Origin of the sequence: Paenibacillus methanolicus (assembly GCF_008124765.1) — a bacterium.
Taxonomy (GTDB): domain Bacteria; phylum Bacillota; class Bacilli; order Paenibacillales; family Paenibacillaceae; genus Paenibacillus_Z; species Paenibacillus_Z methanolicus.
Genome location: NZ_VNHS01000001.1, coordinates 1191519 through 1211033, shown reverse-complemented (window position 1 = coordinate 1211033; position 19515 = coordinate 1191519). Strand labels below are relative to the sequence as shown.

Sequence of the window (19515 nt, the reverse complement as noted above, 5' to 3'; positions counted from 1 at the left end):
GGTTGCATTCGCTATGTACATAAATCTATACGCCCAATGAATACAAAGGAAGCCGAGCAGTCTCTACAATGAAGATACAAGCCGCATAGAGCCTATCGGAAGCGTCAAGGCGGCCGATGGATCACAAGGCAGCTCGTCAATGGGGAGGATGAAGATGAAGACTACGAAACGTCTTACGGTAATGCTCGCGCTCGTGATGCTTACGACGGCCGGGCTATCCGCCTGTTCCTCGGGTAATTCGGGAGGCAACGCGGGCGGCAATTCCGGGGGCAATGCCGCGAAGCCCTCCAACGCGGTTCAGAACGACGGCGCGGCGACCGGCAACCAGACGACCGTCGTGAAGGAAGAGGAACCGCCCAAGGAAGAAAGCCTCGATTTCGGCGGGCAGCCGCTTCGGATCGGGCAATGGTGGGGCATGGACGCGTACTTGAACGACGAGGAGAAGGCGAAGCAGAAGAAGGTCGAGGAGAAATACAACACGAAGATCGAATACGTCACCGTGCCCGATACGTCGTCGCGTCTGATCACCTCCTCGGTCGCGGGCGAGCCGTTCGCGGATATCGTCATGCTGCCGATTCGGGACGCCTTCCCGAAGATGGTCATCAGCGGGTATCTCGACCCGATCGACGACGATGCGGACCTGACGTTGCCGGCATTCGCGACGAACAGCGTCACGATGACGAACGGCAAATTCCAGGGCAAGCAGTACGGCATCTCGGAGCCTTACGCCGAGACGCACGGTCTGTATTACGACAAGACACTGCTGCAGCAGCTGGGCCTGCCGGATCCGTATGAGCTGCAGGAGAAGGGCGAATGGACCTGGGCGAACATGCTGGACATCCTGAACAAGGTGAAGGCCGCCGGCAAAGTGCCGCTCTACTTCGACAGCGAATCGCTGCTCGCCTCCGTGCTCATCTACTCGAACGAAGGCAAGATCGAAGACGAGGCGACGGGCAAAATCGCGATCGACGAAGCGAATGCCATGGAAGCGCTTCAATTCTACAGCGACTTGTTCAACGTGCACAAAGTGATGAAAGTGGCGGACGGTGCCTCGTTCGGCAATGGCGATACGGCCTTCGTCAATGGCTACCGTTGGGATAACCTGGGCTACGTGAAAGACAAGCCGAACGATCTGGGATACGTGTTCTTCCCGAAAGGTCCGAAGGCGTCGAAGTACGTCGTTCCGTATGACAAAATGAACCTGTGGTTCGTGCCGAAGGGCGTCAAAAACCCGAAAGCCGTCCTCGCCGCGTTCTCGGAGCTGTTCGAGTTCGACGTTGTCAAAGGCAAGGACATCAAGCTCCAGAAGGAAGAGCCGAACATGAAGAACAAGGAATCGCTGGACACGATGCGCAAGATGATGGACAGCGAATTCAAAATCATCAACTACAAGGCGTACGTCGGACTCGCGGACGTCATCGAGGATGCGTTCAAGACCATCGCCTCCGGCAGCGAGTCGCCGTCTACGGCGATCGCAAGAGTGAAGCCGATGGCGCAGGCGGCGATCGACGTTACGACCAAAAAATAATAACCGCTGAAGAGGACGGAAGCGGCGGTACCCGGGGCGGATGCGAGGCTTGGGTACCGCCGTTCCTTCTGGAGGGGGACGCAGGATGAAGAAGGTAATGTTCCGCAAGGGCCTGCTCGCCGCGCTGCTGGCGGCGTGCGTCGCGCTCCCGCAGTCAGCCCCGTTCACGCCCGCAAGTTACGCAAGCGGGCGAACGGCCGGCGAAGTTACGGCGAGCCAAACCAACCTGAAACTGGGCTCATCGGCGAAGGACGGCTACGACCGCTACATCGCCCGTTACGAAGGGACCCCTGCGCCGAAGCAGGCGCTTATCGTGAAGGCGAGCGCGTTCTCCGCGGCGGAAGGGATGGCTCCGAGGCTGGTTGGCGGCGTGGAAGGCGCGGATGGCGAGGTGCTGGAGACGAGCGACGCCGGCACGGTGTCCTGGTCGATCGATGTGCCGGAGGACGGCTTGTACGAAATGGCGGTGCGTTATCGCGCCATGGCTGGCAAAGGATCAAATATGGCGCGCGAGATTTGGATCGACGGCAAGCTGCCGTTCGCAGAGGCGAAGAACATCGTGTTCTCGCGGGTATGGAAGAACGACGGCGAGACCGTCCGCGACGAGAAAGGCAACGACATGTATACGCCTCAGTCCGAGGCGCTCCAATGGCAGGTGTCGGCGGCGCAGAGCTCGGATGGACGCTACAGCGAGCCGTTCCGGTTTTATTTGTCCAAAGGCAAACACAAGCTGTCGCTCGTCTCCGTGAAGGAGCCGATGATGATCGATTACATAAAGCTGGATCGGGCCAAGGCGGTGCCGGCCTACGAAGAAATCAAAGCGGGTTACGAACGAGACGGGCGCAAGGCCGCGCGGGACGCGTTCGTCAAAGTGCAGGGCGAAGCGGCCGGCATGAAATCGAGCTCCTCGCTCGTGCCGATGATGGACCGCAGAAGTCCGGCAACCGAGCCTTATCACGTCTCGAAGGTCCGGCTGAACACGATCGGCTCCTATGAAGCCGGCCAGTGGATCGAATGGGAGTTCGACGTGCCGCAGAACGGATTGTACAAGATCGGCGTGAAATATGAGCAGAACATCTCGCGCGGCGTGACGTCCTATCGGAAAGTCATGATCGACGGCGAAGTGCCGTTCGCCGAATTGGAAGCGGTCCCGTTCGAATTCGCGACGGGCTGGCAATTAGGGGAGTTGGGCCCGGGCGACGGAGGCGAGCCTTATCTCTTCTACTTGACCGAGGGCAAGCACCGGCTGCGCATGGACGTCACGCTCGGCGACATGGCGGCGTTCTTGCGGACGATCGAGTCGAGCGTGCTGGAACTGAACACGATCTACCGGAAGATCGTCATGATTACCGGGACCGTGCCAGACGAATACCGGGACTATCAGCTGGACGTGAAGCTGCCGGAAATAATCGGAAAATTCAGAGAACAAGCGGATATAATTGCCGCCATCTCCGAGCGGCTCGAGCGGACGAGCGGAGGCGGCGAGAATACCGGGACGCTGGGCCGGCTCGTCTATCAGCTGCGGGACATGGCCGATCATCCCGGCACGATCGCAAGACGGCTGGAGACGTTCAAATCCAACACCGGCTCGCTCGGCACCTGGGTGTTCACCATGAAAGAAATGCCGCTTGCGATCGATTATATTGTCGTGGCTTCGCCGGAGCGGAAGATGCCGCGCGCATCGGCTTCCTTCCTGGCCAATGCCAAGCACCAGGCCGGCACGTTCTTCGCTTCGTTCTTCAACGATTACAATGCGTTCGGCTCCGGCAAGGAAGGCGCCGAGACGATCAAAGTATGGATCACGATGGGCCTGGACCAAGCCAAGATCATGAAACGGATGATCGAGGAGACGTTCGCGCCTGCCACCGGCATCTCGGTCGAACTGCAAGTCGTAACCGAGCCGGTGCTGCTGCAAGCGATGCTCGCGGGCCGTGGGCCGGACGTCGCGTTCGCGGTGCCGGACGACAAGCCGCTCAATTACGCGCTTCGGGGCGGCGTCGAGGATTTATCCGGTTATCCGGGATTCGCGGAGCTGAAGAGCGAGTATCACGAGAGCGCGTTCGTGCCTTACGAATTCGACGGCGCCACGTACGCGTTGCCCGTGGAGCAGTATTTTCCCGTCCTCTATTACCGCAAGGACATTCTCGAGGAGCTGGGCTTGACCGTGCCTCAAACGTGGGACGACGTCTATGCGATGATTCCGGAGCTCCAAAAGCACAATTTATTGTTCGGTTTCCCGATTCAGGTGCTCGTGAAGACCGGCTCCAACGTCCAGGAGAACGCCAGTCTCCCGATTAACCAGACCTACGGGACGATGCTGTTCCAGGAAGACGGCGAGCTGTATCAGAACGGCAACAAGAAAAGCGCGCTCGATACCGAGAAATCGGTGCAGGCGTTCATGCAATGGTCGGAGCTGTACACGACCTATAAGCTGCCGCTGACGACGGACTTCGTGAACCGGTTCCGCAGCGGCGAGATGCCGATCGGCATCTACGATTATAACAGGGCGAACGTCGTGAGCGTCGTGGCCCCGGAGTTGAACGGGATTTGGGATTTCACGCTCGTGCCGGGCACGCGGAAGCCAGACGGCACGATCCGGCGCGAGGTGCCGGCATCCGGCAGCGGCGCGGTCATGCTGAAGAGCAGCGCGCATAAGGACGCGGCTTGGACGTTCATGCGCTGGTGGGCGGAGGCGAAGACGCAGGCTAGATACGGCTGGGAGAACGAAGCGCTCTTCGGGCCGGCCGGACGCGTCGCCACGGCGAACCGCGAGGCGGCCGACCTGCTGGCCTGGCAGGCGAAGGACTACAAGACGATCATGGCGCAATGGGAGTGGGCCAAAGGCATCCCGCAGGTGCCCGGCGGCTATTTCACCGGACGCCATCTGGACAACGCGTTCCGCAGCGTGGTCATCTCGAACGAGGACCCGCGCGAAGCCATCGAGAAATACACGATTTATATCAATGACGAAATCAAGAAGAAGCGGGAAGAATTCGGATATCCCGCCGAATAGCCGACAAGGGGGAGAGGATCATTTCGGAACCGGTCCAAGTCAATGCCAAGCCGAGCCGGCTGCTCCCGCCGCCCGCGCGCGGGCTACGATCCGGCAGGCTCAAGGAAATCGCGCGCGAGATGAAGATGATGAGACAAGGATACGCGCTTATGGCCCCGTTCTTCTTATTGTTCTTCATCTTCACCGCATTTCCCGTACTTATGGCCTTCGCGCTCAGCTTTACTTATTACAACGTGCTGGAGACGCCGAAGTGGGTAGGCTGGGACAACTACGCGACGCTGTTCATCAAGGATGATGTGTTCCTTATCGCGCTTAAGAATACGCTCTTATTCGCCCTCGTCACGGGTCCGCTCAGCTATATCGCCTGCTTCCTGCTGGCCTGGCTGATCAACGAGCTGTCGCCGAAGATTCGCGCCGTCGTGACGCTGCTCTTCTACGCGCCGTCGATCTCGGGCAACGTCTATCTCATCTGGCAGGTCGGCTTCTCGGGCGATTCGTTCGGATACGTCAATGCGTTCTTGATCAAGTGGGGATTCATCCTGGAGCCGATTCAATGGCTTCAGGACCCCAAATACATGCTCGCGATCGTCATGGTCGTGCAGCTGTGGCTCAGTCTGGGCACCGCGTTCCTCGCCTTCATCGCCGGCCTGCAGAGCATGGATCAGACGCTGGTCGAAGCCGGCGCGATCGACGGCGTCCAGAATCGGTGGCAGGAATTGTGGTTCATTACGCTGCCGACGATGCGTCCGCAGCTCATGTTCGGCGCCGTCATGCAGATCACGAGTTCGTTCGCGGTGGCAGACGTGGCGACCAACATGGTCGGTTTCCCGAGTCCGCAGTACGCGGCGCATACGATCGTGACGCACTTGAACGATTACGGGTCGATCCGCTTCGAGATGGGCTATGCCTGCGCCATCGCTACGGTGCTGTTCATCATGATGCTCGGCACGAACATTCTCGTGCAGAAGTTGCTGCGGAAGGTGGGGGATTAGCCATGATGAGAGCCGTTCTTCGTTTGGGGAGAGAGAAGAAAATCAACCGGTCGCTACCGGTCGATCTCGCGCTCTTCGTCATACTGGCCGCCGTCGGCGCGTTCATGGCCGTCCCGTTCGTCTTCATGATCAGTACGGCGCTCAAGTCGCTCGACGAGCTGTTCCTTTTCCCGCCGACGTTCATCGTCCGCAATCCGACATTCGATAATTTTTACGACTTGTTTCTCATTTTCTCGAACTCGTGGGTGCCGCTGACGCGGTATATGTTCAACACGGTGTTCGTCTCGTTCGCGGGCACGGCGGGCCATGTCGTTCTGGCCTCCATGGCGGCGTATCCGCTGGCCAAGCTGAAGATACCGGGCCGGAACTTCCTGTTCTCGCTCGTCGTCCTCTCGCTCATGTTCGCGCCGCAGGTGACGGCGATTCCGAACTACTTGACGGTCAGCTGGATCGGGCTGCTGGATTCGTACGGGTCGCTGATTCTGCCGGCTTTCGCGACTTCGCTCGGTTTGTTCTTGATGAAGCAGTTCATGGAACAGATTCCGGATTCGCTGCTTGAGGCCGCGAAGATCGACGGCGCGAGCGAATATCGGATCTTCTGGCAGATCGTCATGCCGATCGTCAGACCGGCTTGGCTGACCTTGATTATTTTCTCGTTCAAGGGGCTGTGGGGAACCGGCGGCGGCTCCCAAGGCGCCTCGTATATCTACAGCGAGCAGCTGAAGACGATGGACTACGCGTTCAGCCAGATCATCTCGGGCGGCTTCGCCCGTTCCGGGCCGATGGCGGCCGCGACGCTCATTATGATGATCGTGCCGATCGCCATCTTCGTCTTCACGCAGAGCAACGTCATTCAGACCATGTCCACGTCAGGCATGAAAGATTAGAGGAGGGAGCGCATGTGAGAATGCGAAAGATAACCGGCTTGCTGCTGGCGACGGCGCTTCTGACCGCATGCCTGGCGGCTCCGGCGGCAGCGGAGGAACCGGACCATACGTACAACTATTCTTACTGGCGCGAGGCGGAGCCGGCACCGCTGCCGTATACCGCCGAACGCACCATTAACGGCTCCGATCTCGGGATCGGCGAGTTCCTCAATCCGCAGGATGTCTATGTCAGCTCGGATGGACATATCTTCATCGCGGATACGGACAACAACCGGGTGGTCCATTTAGATGAGACGGGGGACTTGGCAGGCGTCTTCGACGGATTCGATAACGAAGGCAAGGCGGACGCGTTCAACAAGCCGCATGGCGTATTCGTCGACCGGAACAAGGACGTATACGTCGCCGATACGCAGAACGGCCGGGTCGTGCGGCTGAACGAGTCGGGTAAGCTGCTTCAAATATACGGCCCCCCCGTATCGAGCGTCATTCCGAGGGACTTTCAATATTTCCCGAATAAGGTATCCGTTGACCGGACGGGACGCATCTACGTCGTGGCCAAGGGCGCTTACGAAGGGGTGATGGAATTCGACGGGCAGGGGGACTTCCGCGGCTACGTCGGGACGAACAAAGTACGTTTTAGTCCGGCGGATCTATTCTGGAAGCGGCTGGCGACCAAGGAGCAGAGCAGTCGGATGCAGCTGTTCCTGCCGGTCGAGTTCGCGAATCTCGATCTCGACGATCGCGGCTTCATGTACGTCGTTTCCTCGGAGGCGAACGCCGCGGCGCCGATCAAGCGGCTCAATCCCGGCGGGGAAGACGTGCTGCGGCGCGAAGGATATTTCGACCCGGTGGGAGACGTAGCTGCGCTTCGGGTCAGCGGGGATCAGCAGGAGGCGGTCGCGAACGCGGGCAGTTCGACCTTCGGCGATGTCGCGGCCGACGTTAGCGGGATGTACAGCGGGCTCGATACGAGGAGAGGACGCATCTTCACTTATAATCGCGACGGCAGCCTACTCTATCAATTCGGCGGCTTCGGCATGACGGACGAGGCTTTCGTGAACCCGACGGCAATCGACGCGCAGGGAGACCGCATGATCGTGCTCGATGCGGGCTTGAACCGGCTTGTCATCTTTAGTTCGACCCGTTACGGGGCGCTGATTCGGACCGGCGTCAAGGCGCATTTTGCCGGACGGTCCGACGAGGCGGCGCGGACGTGGGAGCAGGTGCTCCAACTGAACGCCAATTTCGATATCGCGTACATCGGGATCGGCAAGGCGCTCTTGAAGAAGGGCGAGAACAAGACGGCGATGGCGTATTTCAAGAACGGCAACAACCGCAAGTATTATTCCGAATCGCTGGATCGCTACCGTTCCGAATATGTGTGGAATCATTTCGGCGTTATCATGTCGTCGGCAATCGGATTGCTCGCCGCGACCATCGGCGGCCGCGTCTATTGGAGAAGACGCAAGCCGGCGGTCCATTATATCGACAATGGCGTCTGGACGACGCCGCTTCGCACGATCGTTCGTCCGTTCAGCGGATTCTGGGAAATGAAATACGAGCAGAAGGGCCGGGCGTGGATCGCGCTGGCAATCCTGCTCCTGCTCGTCATAACCATGATCGTGAAGCGCCAGTATGCCGGCTTCGTCGTCAATTTCAACAAGCCGGACGAGTTGAACAGTCTAGACGAACTGAAATTCATCGTCCTTCCGTTCCTCCTCTTCTGCGTCTCCAACTGGTCCCTGACGACGCTCATGGACGGCGAGGGCAAGTTCCGGGATATCGTGACGGCCGTCGGCTACGCGATGCTTCCGCTCGTCTTGATCTTCCTGCCTCAGACGCTGCTCAGCAATCTCGTCACGCTGGGCGAGGCGCCGTTCTATTACCTGTTGGACACGATCGCGTACTTGTGGTTCGGCTGGCTCTTGTTCGTCGGCACGATGACCGTCCATCAATATTCGATCGGCAAGACGGTGCTGACGCTCGCGCTGACCGCGTTCGTCATGGCGTTCATCGTCTTCCTGGGCCTGCTCTGCTTCAGTCTGCTTCAGCAGATGCTCCTGTTCGTCAAATCGTTGTACCGCGAAATTCTCGTACGCTGGTAAAGGAGGGATCGGAATGAAACGCAAGACAGCCAAACGGATTATTATCGGAAGCTTGGTCTGTGCCGCGGCGGCGGCTTATCTGATCCTGCAATGGACGGCGGCGCCGAGCACGGAGCGCACGGCGGCGGTTACCGCGCAGGACGGCGAGGCGCCGGAGAGCGAGTCGGGTGGAGCGATCGCGTTCGCGCAGACGGCTGGTCTTCAGCAGGTGTACGAAAATGAATCGCTCGCGCTCCTGCTCGATCCGGCCACGACGGAGATCGCCGTGAAAGACAAGCGCAGCGGAATGCTATGGTACTCCAATCCGCAGGACCGCGACCAGGACAAGAAGGCGGAAGGACCGAACCGGGACAATTTGTCCGCGCAATTCTCGATTGCTTATAACAACGATAAGGGCCAGAGCTTCGCCGCGAACAACTACGCCGAGTCGGTCAAACGCAAGCAGTTCGGCATTGCCCGCACGGCGAAAGGCGTCAAAATCACGTATCGGCTGGGCAACTTCCAGCAAGGGCTCGAAGCGATACCGACGCTGATCTCCAAGGCGCGCATGGACGAGAAAATTCTCGGCAAGCTCGCCGACGAGAAGCAGCGTTTCGAGATCGAGAAGCGGTTCTTCCTGGACGAGGAAACCCAAATCTACAAGCGCAAGGAAATCCCGGATTACGTCGTGGCCGACATCGTCGCGATCCTGGAACAGGCCGGTTACGCGGCGGAAGACGCCAAGGCCGACAACGCGGCGAATAACGCGGGGGGCGAGCAAGCGGCCGCAACCGCCAGGTTCACGGTTCCGATCGAATACGAGCTGGACGGCGCGGAGCTCCGCGTGCGGATAGCGGCGTCGGAAGTGACGGATACGCCGGCATTCCCGATCCAGTCGATCAAGCTGCTGGAGATGTTCGGGGCAGCCGGCGCCGCCGAGCAGGGATATATGTTCATTCCGGACGGTTCGGGCGCGTTGATCTACTTGAACAACGGCAAGACGTCCGCGCTGCCTTACGACATGCCCGTATACGGCAACGATCGCACGCTGCTCGCCAAGGAGAACGAAGGCGCGCAGCCCCCGGAACCCGCGACGCCCCGCTTCCCGGTGTACGGGATGAAGAAGGGCGACCATGCGTTCCTGGCGATGATCGAGGAAGGCGACGCGATCGCTTCGGTCCACGCGGATATTAGCGGCCGGGTGAACGTGTACAACCGCGCGTATGCGGAGTTTCTGATCAAGCCGATGGAGATGTTCACGTACCGGGTAGGCGCGGTGGCCAAGAACAGTCCGTTGTTCCCCGAGATGTTCGGCGGCGAGATCGAAATTCGCTACGCGTTCTTGTCCGGCGCGGACTCCGATTATTCCGGCATGGCGAATTATTACCGGGGCGCGCTCGTTCGCCAGGGCAAGCTCAAGCCGATGCAGGGCGAGTTGACTTCGCCGTTCATTCTGGAGCTGGCCGGCGCGATCGACGTGCGGAAGACGATACTGGGCGTCCCGTACTCATCGTCGGAGGCGCTTACGACGTTCAAGCAGGCGCGGTCGCTGCTGGAGCGGCTGAAGGCGAAGCGGGTCGACCATATCAAGCTGCGCTACTCGGGCTGGTTCAACGGCGGGATCGACCATGACTATCCCGACGACGTCGAGATCGAGCGCGCGCTCGGCGGGGCTAAGGGATTCGGTCAATTGAACGCCTATGCGGGCGAGAACGGAATCAAACTGTATCCGGACGTGGCGCTTCAGCGCGTGTCCCGCGGCGGCGAAGGGTTCAAGCCGTCCCGCGACGGCGCGGCATTCCTGTTCCGGGAAGGAATCCGGCAGATGCGGCGCGATCCGGTCACGACCAACAAAGACGGCACGGACTACTACGTGCTGTCGCCGAAGAAGCTGACGGGGCTTGTAGATGATTTCCTGAAGGACTTCCGACAGCTGGGAACGGGCGGACTGTCGCTTCGCGATCTCGGCGAGGATGTCAATTCCACCGTATCGTCGCGCGCCACGCTGGACCGGCAAGCTAGCGCTTCGCTTGTCGCGCAGAGCGCGGCGGAACTCGCGGAGGAAGCCGGCAAGCTGATGGTCAGCGGCGGCAACGGCATCGTGCTTCCGTACGCGGATACGGTCGTGCATGCGCCGCTCGCGGGCAGCCGGCTCTATCTCGCCGACGAGGATGTGCCGTTCTACGAAATGGTCGTGCACGGATTCGTCGATTACGCCGGGGCGCCGGTTAATTTAAGCCGCGATCAGGATTACGCGTCGAACCTGCTTAAGTCGCTGGAGACGGGCGCAAGCCTGTATGTGCTGTGGTTCTACGGCGACCCGGCCGCCGTGCGCGGCACGGACTTCAACGATCTGTATGCGGCGCATTATTCGAATTGGTTCGAGGAAGCGATTCGCGCTTACCATGAGCTGAACGAGGCGGTCGGCGACGTGCGGCTGCAGCCGATCGTGAAGCACGAGAAGTTGGCGGACAACGTCTACCGGACGACCTACGAGCGAGGGAAGAGGGTGACCGTCAACTACAACGCGCAAGCCGTAACGATCGACGGGACCCGGATCGAAGGGCGCGGCTACCGCATCGAAGGGGGGAGAACATGACCATGAAGCCTGCGCGAAAGCTGTGGAAGCTTCCGATAGGAGGAAGGAGCCTGTCGCTGTCCGACAAAAAATCGTGGCTCGGCGTCCTATTCGTCAGTCCGTGGTTCATCGGTTTCGTCTTTCTGTTCGCGGTTCCGCTCGTTCAATCGCTTCTATACAGCGTGAACACGCTGGAGGTCGGGCTCGAAGGGTTCGATACGACGTTCGCCGGCCTGCGGTTCTACGACGAACTGTTCACCGAGCATGCGACCTATACGCGGCTGCTCGTCGAATCGCTGGTAGACCTTGCGATCAACATCCCGTCGATCGTCGTGTTCAGCCTGTTCGCGGCGACGCTGCTGAACCAGAAGTTTCGCGGCCGCGTGCTGGCGCGGGCGATCTTCTTCTTGCCCGTGCTGCTCGCCACGAATCTGATCACGGTGGAGCAGAGCAGCGACATGGCGATGGTCGCGCAGAACGTCAGCGGGGCCGACGGCGGCGGGGCGCTCAAGAGCACGGAGCTGGAAGCGCTGCTGCTGCAGTCCGGTTTCGGCAGCGGCATCACCTCCTACATTACCGGCTCGGTTAACCGAATTTACGAGATTATTAGCCATTCGGGCGTCCAAATCCTAATCTTCCTCGCGGGCTTGCAGTCGGTGTCGCCGGCGCTCTACGAAGCGGCGAAGATCGAAGGGACGACAGGCTACGAAGCGTTCTGGAAGATCACCTTCCCGATGGTTAGTCCGCTCATTCTGACCAATCTGGTCTACACGGTCATCGATTCGTACAACTACAACAAGCTAAGCGTGCTCATCAGCGATACCGCCTTCGATGCGCTGAACTTCAGCCTGAGCGCGGCGATGTCGTGGGTATATTTCGCGGTCACGGGAATCATTCTGCTCGCGCTGGTCCGTTTGGTATCGACCAAAGTGTTCTATTACGACTGATCGGAGGGGAAACGCATGAAAGAGACGGCCATGCGGTCGGGCAGAGCCGCGGCGCGCTTGATCCGGCAGAAGCAGCCGCTGAACAAGCTGAGTTCTGCCGCTTGGGTGCTGCTGCGCGCGGTGCTGGTGACGGGTCTGTGCTTCGTCATTCTGTACCCGCTGTTCTTCAAATTGTCGATTTCGTTCAAGGCGCGCGGCGACATGCTCGATCCGACGGTGCTCTGGATTCCGAAGCACGTCACGCTGGATAATTTCCGCTTCGCGGCCAGCACGCTGCGCTATGCCGAGACGTTCACGAATTCGCTCGTCATCTCGCTGCTCACGACGGTGCTGCAGATCGTCTCCTGCTCGCTGGCGGCGTTCGGCTTCGCGCGGCTGAAGTTCAAGGGCAGCGGCGTCCTGTTCGCGCTGGCGGTGTTCACGATCGTCGTGCCGTCGCAGACGCTAATGATTCCGACGTACCTGAATTACCGGTATTTCGACCCGGCCGGCATTATCGGTTGGTTCGGCGGCGGGCAAGGGCTTAATTTGCTGGACAGTTATTGGCCTTTCGTTCTGCAGGCGATTACGGGGATGGGGATTAAGAGCGGCTTGATCATCTTCATCTTCCGGCAGTTCTTCCGGGGCATCCCGAAGGAGCTGGAGGAAGCGGCGTATATCGACGGCTGCGGCGTCTTCCAGACGTTCTGGCGCATCATGCTGCCGAACGCGATACCTGCCATTATCACCGGTTTCCTATTCTCGTTCGTCTGGATGTGGAACGACAATTATTACGCCGGCCTGCTGCTGACCAAAATCAAGGTGCTGACGACGACGCTGCCGATGATGTGGACGGCGACGCAGTTCGAGGATGGTCTGTACGGCTACATGATCAAGAATACGGGCGAACTGCTGTTCATCGCGCCGATTGTCATCTTGTATATGTTCGTGCAGCGGTATTTCACGGAAAGCATCGAACGGACTGGTCTTGTCGGCTAAGGCATACCTATGATAAGAACGTGAAGAGACAGCCAATAGGAACAGCCGCGCACCAGGCGCTGCGGGAGGGAATCGAAGATGGAGAAGCAATTGCGGTTTCGGGAAGACGGCACGTTTACGATCGTGCAGTTCACGGATTTGCATTGGAAGAACGGGGACGAGGAAGATCGGCGGACGCGTTCGCTCATGGAGCTTGCGATCGAGGCGGAGGCGCCCGATCTGATCGTCTTCACCGGCGACGTGATCTACAGCAGCGAATGCGTCAAGCCGCTGCTTGCGATTCGGGAGGCGGTGGCGGCAGCGGAGGCGAGCGGGATACCGTGGGCGGTCGTACTCGGCAATCACGATAGCGAGGCGGGCGTGACGCGCGAGGAACTGCACCGTTCTCTGCTAGGATATGGCGGCAGCGTAACGGGCCATACGCCCGGGCTGACCGGATTCGGCAATTATGCGATCGCGGTTCACGGCAGCGTCGCCGCTGCGGCTGCCGCCGTGCTGTACTTCCTGGACAGCGGGGACTATTCCAGACACGCGCATGTCGACGGCTATGCTTGGATCGCCAAGGACCAGATCGATTGGTACGCGAATCGATCCCGCTCGTTCGCGGCGGCAAGCGGCGGGGAACCGCTGCCGGCGCTGGCGTTCTTCCACATTCCGCTGCCCGAATACGCGGAAGCGTGGGAGCAAGGCGCATGCCGAGGAAGCAAGCACGAGGCGGTCTGCAGTCCAAAGCTCAACTCCGGGTTGTTCGCCGCGATGGTCGAGGCCGGGGACGTGATGGGCACGTTCGTCGGCCATGACCATATCAACGACTTCACCGGCGAGCTATGCGGCATCCGGCTGACCTATGGCCGGGCATCGGGCTACAACACGTACGGCAAAGAAGGCTTCCCTCGAGGAGCCCGGGTGATCCGGCTGCGGGAAGGAGATCGGTCGTTCGAGTCGTGGCTGCGGCTGGACGACGGCCGCGTCGATTGGCAGAACGAAGAGGCGCTAGTTAACAAGGAGGAGTGAGACGGGATGAAGATTCATTTTCTCGGCACGGCGGCGGCGGAAGGGTACCCGAACGCGTTCTGCCGCTGCGAAGCCTGCGCGAAGGCGCGAAGCTTGGGCGGACGCAACGTCCGGACGCGCAGCTCCGTCATCATCGACGATGTCATGAAAGTGGACTATTCGCCGGATTCGCATATGCAGGCGCTGCGAGATCGAGTCGATCTCGGGGCGGTCGAGCATTTGCTGTTCACGCACACGCATTACGATCATTTCAACCCGGAGGATCTATTCAGCCGGATCGAAGGATTCGCGCATGGCATCGACGCGCCGCTTGCGATCTATGGCAATGATGCGGTCATCGGCCGCAGCCGGGCGGCGCTCGGGCCATACGCCGGGGACAGGTTCCGGTTCCGCCTCGCGCGTCCCTTCGAGACCTTCGAAGCCGGCGATGCGCGGGTGACGCCGCTGCTCGCGGATCATGACCGGTACGAGACCTGTCTGCTCTATGATATCGAGAAAGGCGGCAGACGCATGTTCTACGGCAACGATACGGGATGGCTGCCCGAGACCACCTGGGCGTGGCTGGACGGCAGACAGGTCGATCTGGCTATCCTCGATTGCACCCATGGGTATACGGGCAACGACCGCAATCCGAACCATATGGGCATCGAGACTATTCTGGAAGTCAAGCGAAGAATGGAGGATAGCGGAGCGATGGCCAAGGACGGCCAAATCTTCGTGACGCACTTTACGCATAATTCGGGCTTGCTCCATGAAGAGTTCGTTCGGATATTCGAGCCGGCCGGCATCCAGGTCGCGTACGATGGGCTCGTTGTCCAGATCTGATCGCTCCGGCGCCGGCTGGCTGGCCGGTATCCGCGGCGTCGGGAGCACGAGGGACGGCTATTGATGAACGATGGAATAAGCAAACGAGGCGGCGAACGCGCGGTCGTCATGGTTGGCGCCGTCAGCGGGCTGGCGCTGTTCGGAGATGCGATGCTGTACGTCGTGCTGCCGATCTATTGGAAGGAAGCGGGGCTCGACTCGCTCTGGCAGGTGGGACTCGTTCTCTCGATTAACCGATTCGTTCGGCTGCCGCTCAATCCGCTGATCGGATGGCTGTATAACCGGCTGCCCCTGCGGGCTGGGCTCTATGCGGCGGTGCTGCTGGCAGCCTTGACGACGGCCGGTTACGGAATATGGAAGGGCTTCGCGGCATGGCTCGTTCTGCGGGCGTTGTGGGGCATCGCATGGTCGCTGCTTCGAATCGGCGGCTATCTGACCGTCATTCGTTATTCCGACCGGACGAATCGCGGCAGGCTCATGGGCCGGTATAATGGCGTCTGGCGACTCGGTTCGCTGGTTGGCGTCCTATTCGGCGGCATCCTCGTGCCCGCGGCCGGACTTCAGCCGGTTGCCATCTTGTTCGGCGTGCTCGCGCTCGCCGGGCTGCCGCTGGTCGCGCTGTACATCGGAAGGGGAAGCGCGGATGACGCGAACCCGCCTCCGAAGGCAGCTGGGGATCGGACGACGATACGGATATGGACGCGGCCGGTGAAGAAGATTGTCGCGTGCGGGCTGCTGATGGCCACGCTCCATGCGATATTCGGCTCCGCTCTCAGCTATTTGATCGCTTCGAAGTTCAGCCAAGGCGAGCTGATTCTGGGCATCGTGATCAGCAGCACGGTGCTCGCCGGCATGCTGGAGGCGATCCGCTGCCTCTGGGAGCCGTTCCTGGGGAGCTGGTTCGGGCGGCTGTCCGACGGGCCGGCCGGCCGAACGCCGCTGCTCCTGCTGTCCGCGGCAGCCGCGGCGCTCGGCTTCGCGCTCGTTCCGCTTGAGCTGCCGCCGCTGGCATGGCTGCTGATCGTGCTCTACGTCAAAGCAACGGGGACGATGATGACGACGATCGTCGACGCGATGGCGGCCGATGTCGCCAAGTCATCCGCCGTCGCGATCATGACGGCCTATTCGGTCGCGACGGATCTCGGCGCGGCGGTCGGTCCCGTCGTGATCTACTGGGCGCTGGGTCGCGAATTCGGGCTTCTGCCCGCTTTTCTGGCTTGCTCGGGGCTCTTCTTGCTCATCGGGTGGTCGTATCGCACCGAATATCGAATGGAAAGAAGGGGAGAAGAATGGGCAGAACGATGAAGTTCAGGGATGACGGCACGTTCGTCATCGTCCAATTCTCCGACGTCGAGTTTATCGACGCGGAGGATTACGATCCGCAGACGCCTGCCATTAATGAAGCGACCACGGCGACGATGATCGCGGTCATCGAGGCGGAGAAGCCGGATCTGATTGTCTTCGCAGGCGACGTGACCGCGAGCGCGCGCGGACGCGACCCGCTCCAATCGCTGCGCGACGCGGTGGCCGTCGCGGAAGAGCGCGCCATTCCATGGGCCGCGGTGTTCGGCAATCACGATTCGGAAGGCGGCGTGACGCGCCGGCGGATGCACGAGGAGCAGCTTGCGCATCGCTATTGTATGGCAAGCGAGGATCCGCCGGGCGTGAGCGGCGCAGGCAATTACGTCATTCACGTGCTGAACGGACAGGACGAGACAGCCTGCGCCTTGTATTTCCTGGACAGCGGCGATTATTCGGCATCGCCCCGGGTGGGCGGCTATGATTGGATTCGCCGCGATCAGATCGACTGGTATGCCGGTCAATCCCGGGAGCTGGCGGATGCGAACGGCGGCGCTCCCGTGCCGGCCTTGGCCTTCTTCCATATCCCGCTGCCCGAGTTTCGCGAGGCGTGGGAGACGCAGTTTTGCCTTGGACACGGCTTCGATGGCGTTAGTTCGCCGAGGGTTAATTCGGGCTTGTTCACCGCGATGGTCGAAGCGGGCGACGTGATGGGCGCGTTCGTCGGCCACGATCACGCGAACGACTTCTGCGGCACGCTGCGCGGCATTCGTCTATGCTACGGACGATCGACCCGCTATGTCAGTTATATCGACGGGGAGCGCAACGACCGCTTCAAGACCGGCGCCAGAGTCATTCGGCTGGAAGCGGGCAAGCGGGAATTCGAGACATGGATACGCCAGCATGACGGGACGATCGCGGAGCTGCCGGTTCACGAGCCGGTACAAGTTTAGTTGGATGCGGCATGAACGTTGGTACGAATAAAGCCATGACCATAGCCGACAGCAAGCAGCACGGGCAAGCGAACAAAGCCAAATTGGCGCATGGCGCGGCGATGAATACGATCGCTCCGGCGCACTGGAGGTCGCAGGTACATATGAAACAGCATGCGGACAAGATGGATTGGCTGCTCGATTCATCGGCTTACCTCGCGAGATTGGAGCAAGGCGAGCACCCGGACCAAATCGTGTTGACGAACGGGCTCATTAGCCGAACCTGGCGGTTAACGCCGAATGCCGCGACGGTCGCGTTCGACAACTTGATGACGGGCGAGACGATCATCCGGGGCGTCAAACCCGAAGCGGTACTGCGGCTGGACGGGGAAGTGGTGCCGGTCGGGGGACTGACGGGACAGCCGGACTACGCCTATTTGCGCGAGGAGTGGGTAGATGGCATGAAGGCCGATCCAGCCGCATTCTCGTTCACGGGATATACGGTCGGCGCGACGCAGGAGCGCTTCCCATGGAAGCGGACCGTTCACTCCGGATCGGCGGCGTGGCCGCCGCCGGGCGTCTCGCTCGCGCTTCGGTTCGCATCGGACGATCCGCGCTTCGAAGGCGTGCTGGTTAGCGTCCATTACGAGCTGTACGACGGCATTCCGTTGATCGCCAAATGGCTCGAGATTCGCAACGAAAGCGGAGAGGCGTTCACGCTGGATACGTTCGCAAGCGAGCTGCTCGCGGTCGTGGAATGGGATTCGCCCGTCGAGACGCCCGACCGCTGGGACTATCCGAATCTTCACGTGGAGAGCGACTATTCGTTCCAAGGGATGGCGCAGCGCAAGGCGAATCGGACGACGCGCTGGGAGATGGATCCGGACTACATAACGCAGATCAACTACGATCTGCGGACGCCGGCGCTGCTCGTCAGCGCGCCTCCGGTCGGCCCGGACGCGCGGATTCTACCCGGCGAATCGTTCGAGACGTTCCGCACGTTCATCCTCGTTCACGATAGCACGGACCGGGAGCGCAAGGGGCTCGCCCAGCGGCGGATGTACCGGACGCTAGCGCCTTGGACGCAGGAGAATCCGGTCTTCATGCACGTGCAGAGCATGGACCCCGAAGTGATTCGCGCCGCAATCGACCAATGCGCGGAGGCCGGATTCGAGCTGGTCATCCTGTCCTTCGGCAGCGGCCTCGACATGGAGAACGACGATCCGGCTTATCTGGCTGGCTTGAAGGACCTGGCCGATTACGCCCATGCGAAGGGAGTCGGGCTTGGAGGCTACTCGCTTCTCGCGAGTCGATCGATCGGGCCGGAGCACGATGTCGTCAATCCGGACGGGGCGTATTACGTGCATTCCCCATGTCTGGGCAGCGAATGGGGCGAAGAGTATTTTCGCAAGCTGCGCAACTTCTTCGAGCAGACGGGGTTCGACGCGCTGGAGCATGACGGCTCGTATCCGGGCGACCTGTGCGAATCCTTCTCGCATCCCGGTCATCGGGGCCGTGACGACTCGCAATGGACGCAGTGGAGCCATATCTCGGCATTTTACAAGTGGTGCAGAGACAAGGGCATCTATTTGAACGTGCCGGATTGGTACTTCTTGAACGGATCGAATAAGGCGGGGATGGGGTACCGCGAGGTGAACTGGGCGCTACCGAGAGAGCGCCAGGTCATGTTGGCGAGGCAAAATATTTACGACGGCACGTGGGAGAAGACGCCGAGCATGGGCTGGATGTTCGTCCCGCTCACTTCGTATCAGGGAGGAGGTCCGGATTCCACGCTGGAGCCGCTGGCTGAGCACCTGGATACGTACGACGCGCATCTGATGACGAATTTCACCGCCGGCGTGCAGGCGATCTACCGGGGATTCCGGTTGTACGATACGGAGCGGACGAAGGAGACGGTCAGCTTCTGGACGACGTTCTACCGCCGATACCGCGCTATCTTAGAATCGGACATCATTCATGTGCGCAGGCCGAGCGGCCGGGATTGGGACTGCATGCTGCACGTCAATCCGTTGCTTCGGCACCGTGGACTTGCGGTGGTGTACAATCCGCTCGATCGGGAGATTGCGTGCGAGGTCGAGCTGCCGCTTTATTATACGGGACTGAGCGACGCGGCTCGGATTCGCGAAGGGGAAGGCGAGTACCGCGAGTACCGGCTGGACCGCGAGTACCGGGTGAAGCTTGACGTTCGAATACCCGGCGGAAGCTGCAGCTGGTTCGTGATCGAAGCGCCGGAAGCTGCAGCTGGTTCGTGATCGAAGCGCCGGATGCTGCAGATGGTTCGTGATCGAAGCGCCGGATGCCGGGTATTGACCTTTATCACGCACAACGAAAATCCCCTGTACGCCGATTGTCGGCATGCAGGGGATTTGTTTCCTCGTTCGCTGGACTCGATAGAATGCTTATTGCGCCAACGGCTT

General features: G+C 60.4%; 13 protein-coding genes. All 13 read left to right on the top strand.

Going from position 1 to position 19515, the window contains the following annotated elements; all coding sequences use genetic code 11:
* Window positions 1–154: 154 nt before the first annotated feature.
* The 13 genes from BCM02_RS04660 to BCM02_RS04600 all read left to right on the top strand — a co-directional run bounded on the left by BCM02_RS04660 (window position 155) and on the right by BCM02_RS04600 (window position 19350).
* Entirely contained in the window at window positions 155–1528 is a 1374-nt protein-coding gene (locus tag BCM02_RS04660) for an ABC transporter substrate-binding protein (RefSeq protein ID WP_148927845.1), read from the top strand.
* An 85-nt stretch (window positions 1529–1613) separates the two neighbouring features.
* Window positions 1614–4541 (top strand): extracellular solute-binding protein, encoded by a 2928-nt coding sequence (locus BCM02_RS04655; RefSeq protein WP_148927844.1) that lies wholly within the window; start codon window positions 1614–1616, stop codon window positions 4539–4541.
* 119 nt (window positions 4542–4660) lie between these two features.
* Window positions 4661–5533 (top strand): carbohydrate ABC transporter permease, encoded by an 873-nt coding sequence (locus BCM02_RS04650; RefSeq protein WP_148927843.1) that lies wholly within the window; start codon window positions 4661–4663, stop codon window positions 5531–5533.
* 5 nt (window positions 5534–5538) lie between these two features.
* On the top strand, window positions 5539–6420 hold the full coding sequence (locus BCM02_RS04645; protein WP_187434033.1) for a carbohydrate ABC transporter permease: 882 nt from the start codon (window positions 5539–5541) through the stop codon (window positions 6418–6420).
* A 20-nt stretch (window positions 6421–6440) separates the two neighbouring features.
* Window positions 6441–8525 (top strand): YIP1 family protein, encoded by a 2085-nt coding sequence (locus tag BCM02_RS04640; protein WP_246183222.1) that lies wholly within the window; start codon window positions 6441–6443, stop codon window positions 8523–8525.
* A gap of 13 nt (window positions 8526–8538) precedes the next feature.
* Window positions 8539–11103 carry a DUF5696 domain-containing protein gene (locus BCM02_RS04635; protein ID WP_148927840.1) on the top strand — a complete coding sequence of 855 codons (2565 nt, stop codon included), beginning with the start codon at window positions 8539–8541 and terminating at the stop codon, window positions 11101–11103.
* A 2-nt stretch (window positions 11104–11105) separates the two neighbouring features.
* Window positions 11106–12029 (top strand): carbohydrate ABC transporter permease, encoded by a 924-nt coding sequence (locus tag BCM02_RS04630; RefSeq protein ID WP_148927839.1) that lies wholly within the window; start codon window positions 11106–11108, stop codon window positions 12027–12029.
* 15 nt (window positions 12030–12044) lie between these two features.
* Complete coding sequence (locus tag BCM02_RS04625; RefSeq protein WP_246183194.1) at window positions 12045–13007, top strand: carbohydrate ABC transporter permease; 963 nt, start codon at window positions 12045–12047, stop codon at window positions 13005–13007.
* 78 nt (window positions 13008–13085) lie between these two features.
* Window positions 13086–14021 carry a metallophosphoesterase family protein gene (locus BCM02_RS04620; protein WP_148927838.1) on the top strand — a complete coding sequence of 312 codons (936 nt, stop codon included), beginning with the start codon at window positions 13086–13088 and terminating at the stop codon, window positions 14019–14021.
* Between the two features lie 6 nt (window positions 14022–14027).
* Window positions 14028–14846 carry an MBL fold metallo-hydrolase gene (locus tag BCM02_RS04615; protein WP_148927837.1) on the top strand — a complete coding sequence of 273 codons (819 nt, stop codon included), beginning with the start codon at window positions 14028–14030 and terminating at the stop codon, window positions 14844–14846.
* A gap of 63 nt (window positions 14847–14909) precedes the next feature.
* A complete protein-coding gene (locus tag BCM02_RS04610) occupies window positions 14910–16151 on the top strand; it encodes an MFS transporter (RefSeq protein WP_148927836.1) in 1242 nt (413 codons plus the stop codon).
* Window positions 16136–17098 carry a metallophosphoesterase family protein gene (locus tag BCM02_RS04605; protein WP_148927835.1) on the top strand — a complete coding sequence of 321 codons (963 nt, stop codon included), beginning with the start codon at window positions 16136–16138 and terminating at the stop codon, window positions 17096–17098. The genes BCM02_RS04610 and BCM02_RS04605 overlap by 16 nt, the downstream gene beginning before the upstream one ends.
* 11 nt (window positions 17099–17109) lie before the next feature.
* The gene (locus tag BCM02_RS04600) at window positions 17110–19350 is read left to right on the top strand and encodes an alpha-amylase family protein (protein ID WP_222870987.1); all 2241 of its coding nucleotides are present in this window, start codon (window positions 17110–17112) and stop codon (window positions 19348–19350) included.
* The last annotated feature ends 165 nt before the right edge of the window (window positions 19351–19515 follow it).

Bases quoted from the DNA above. Each gene is read 5' to 3' on its own strand.
- BCM02_RS04610 (WP_148927836.1), top strand. From the start codon at position 14,910: ATGAACGATGGAATAAGCAAACGAGGCGGCGAACGCGCGGTCGTCATG.
- BCM02_RS04600 (WP_222870987.1), top strand. From the start codon at position 17,110: ATGAACGTTGGTACGAATAAAGCCATGACCATAGCCGACAGCAAGCAG.
- BCM02_RS04640 (WP_246183222.1), top strand. From the start codon at position 6,441: ATGCGAAAGATAACCGGCTTGCTGCTGGCGACGGCGCTTCTGACCGCA.
- BCM02_RS04605 (WP_148927835.1), top strand. From the start codon at position 16,136: ATGGGCAGAACGATGAAGTTCAGGGATGACGGCACGTTCGTCATCGTC.
- BCM02_RS04625 (WP_246183194.1), top strand. From the start codon at position 12,045: ATGAAAGAGACGGCCATGCGGTCGGGCAGAGCCGCGGCGCGCTTGATC.
- BCM02_RS04655 (WP_148927844.1), top strand. From the start codon at position 1,614: ATGAAGAAGGTAATGTTCCGCAAGGGCCTGCTCGCCGCGCTGCTGGCG.
- BCM02_RS04650 (WP_148927843.1), top strand. From the start codon at position 4,661: ATGAAGATGATGAGACAAGGATACGCGCTTATGGCCCCGTTCTTCTTA.
- BCM02_RS04660 (WP_148927845.1), top strand. From the start codon at position 155: ATGAAGACTACGAAACGTCTTACGGTAATGCTCGCGCTCGTGATGCTT.
- BCM02_RS04620 (WP_148927838.1), top strand. From the start codon at position 13,086: ATGGAGAAGCAATTGCGGTTTCGGGAAGACGGCACGTTTACGATCGTG.
- BCM02_RS04630 (WP_148927839.1), top strand. From the start codon at position 11,106: ATGAAGCCTGCGCGAAAGCTGTGGAAGCTTCCGATAGGAGGAAGGAGC.
- BCM02_RS04635 (WP_148927840.1), top strand. From the start codon at position 8,539: ATGAAACGCAAGACAGCCAAACGGATTATTATCGGAAGCTTGGTCTGT.
- BCM02_RS04645 (WP_187434033.1), top strand. From the start codon at position 5,539: ATGAGAGCCGTTCTTCGTTTGGGGAGAGAGAAGAAAATCAACCGGTCG.
- BCM02_RS04615 (WP_148927837.1), top strand. From the start codon at position 14,028: ATGAAGATTCATTTTCTCGGCACGGCGGCGGCGGAAGGGTACCCGAAC.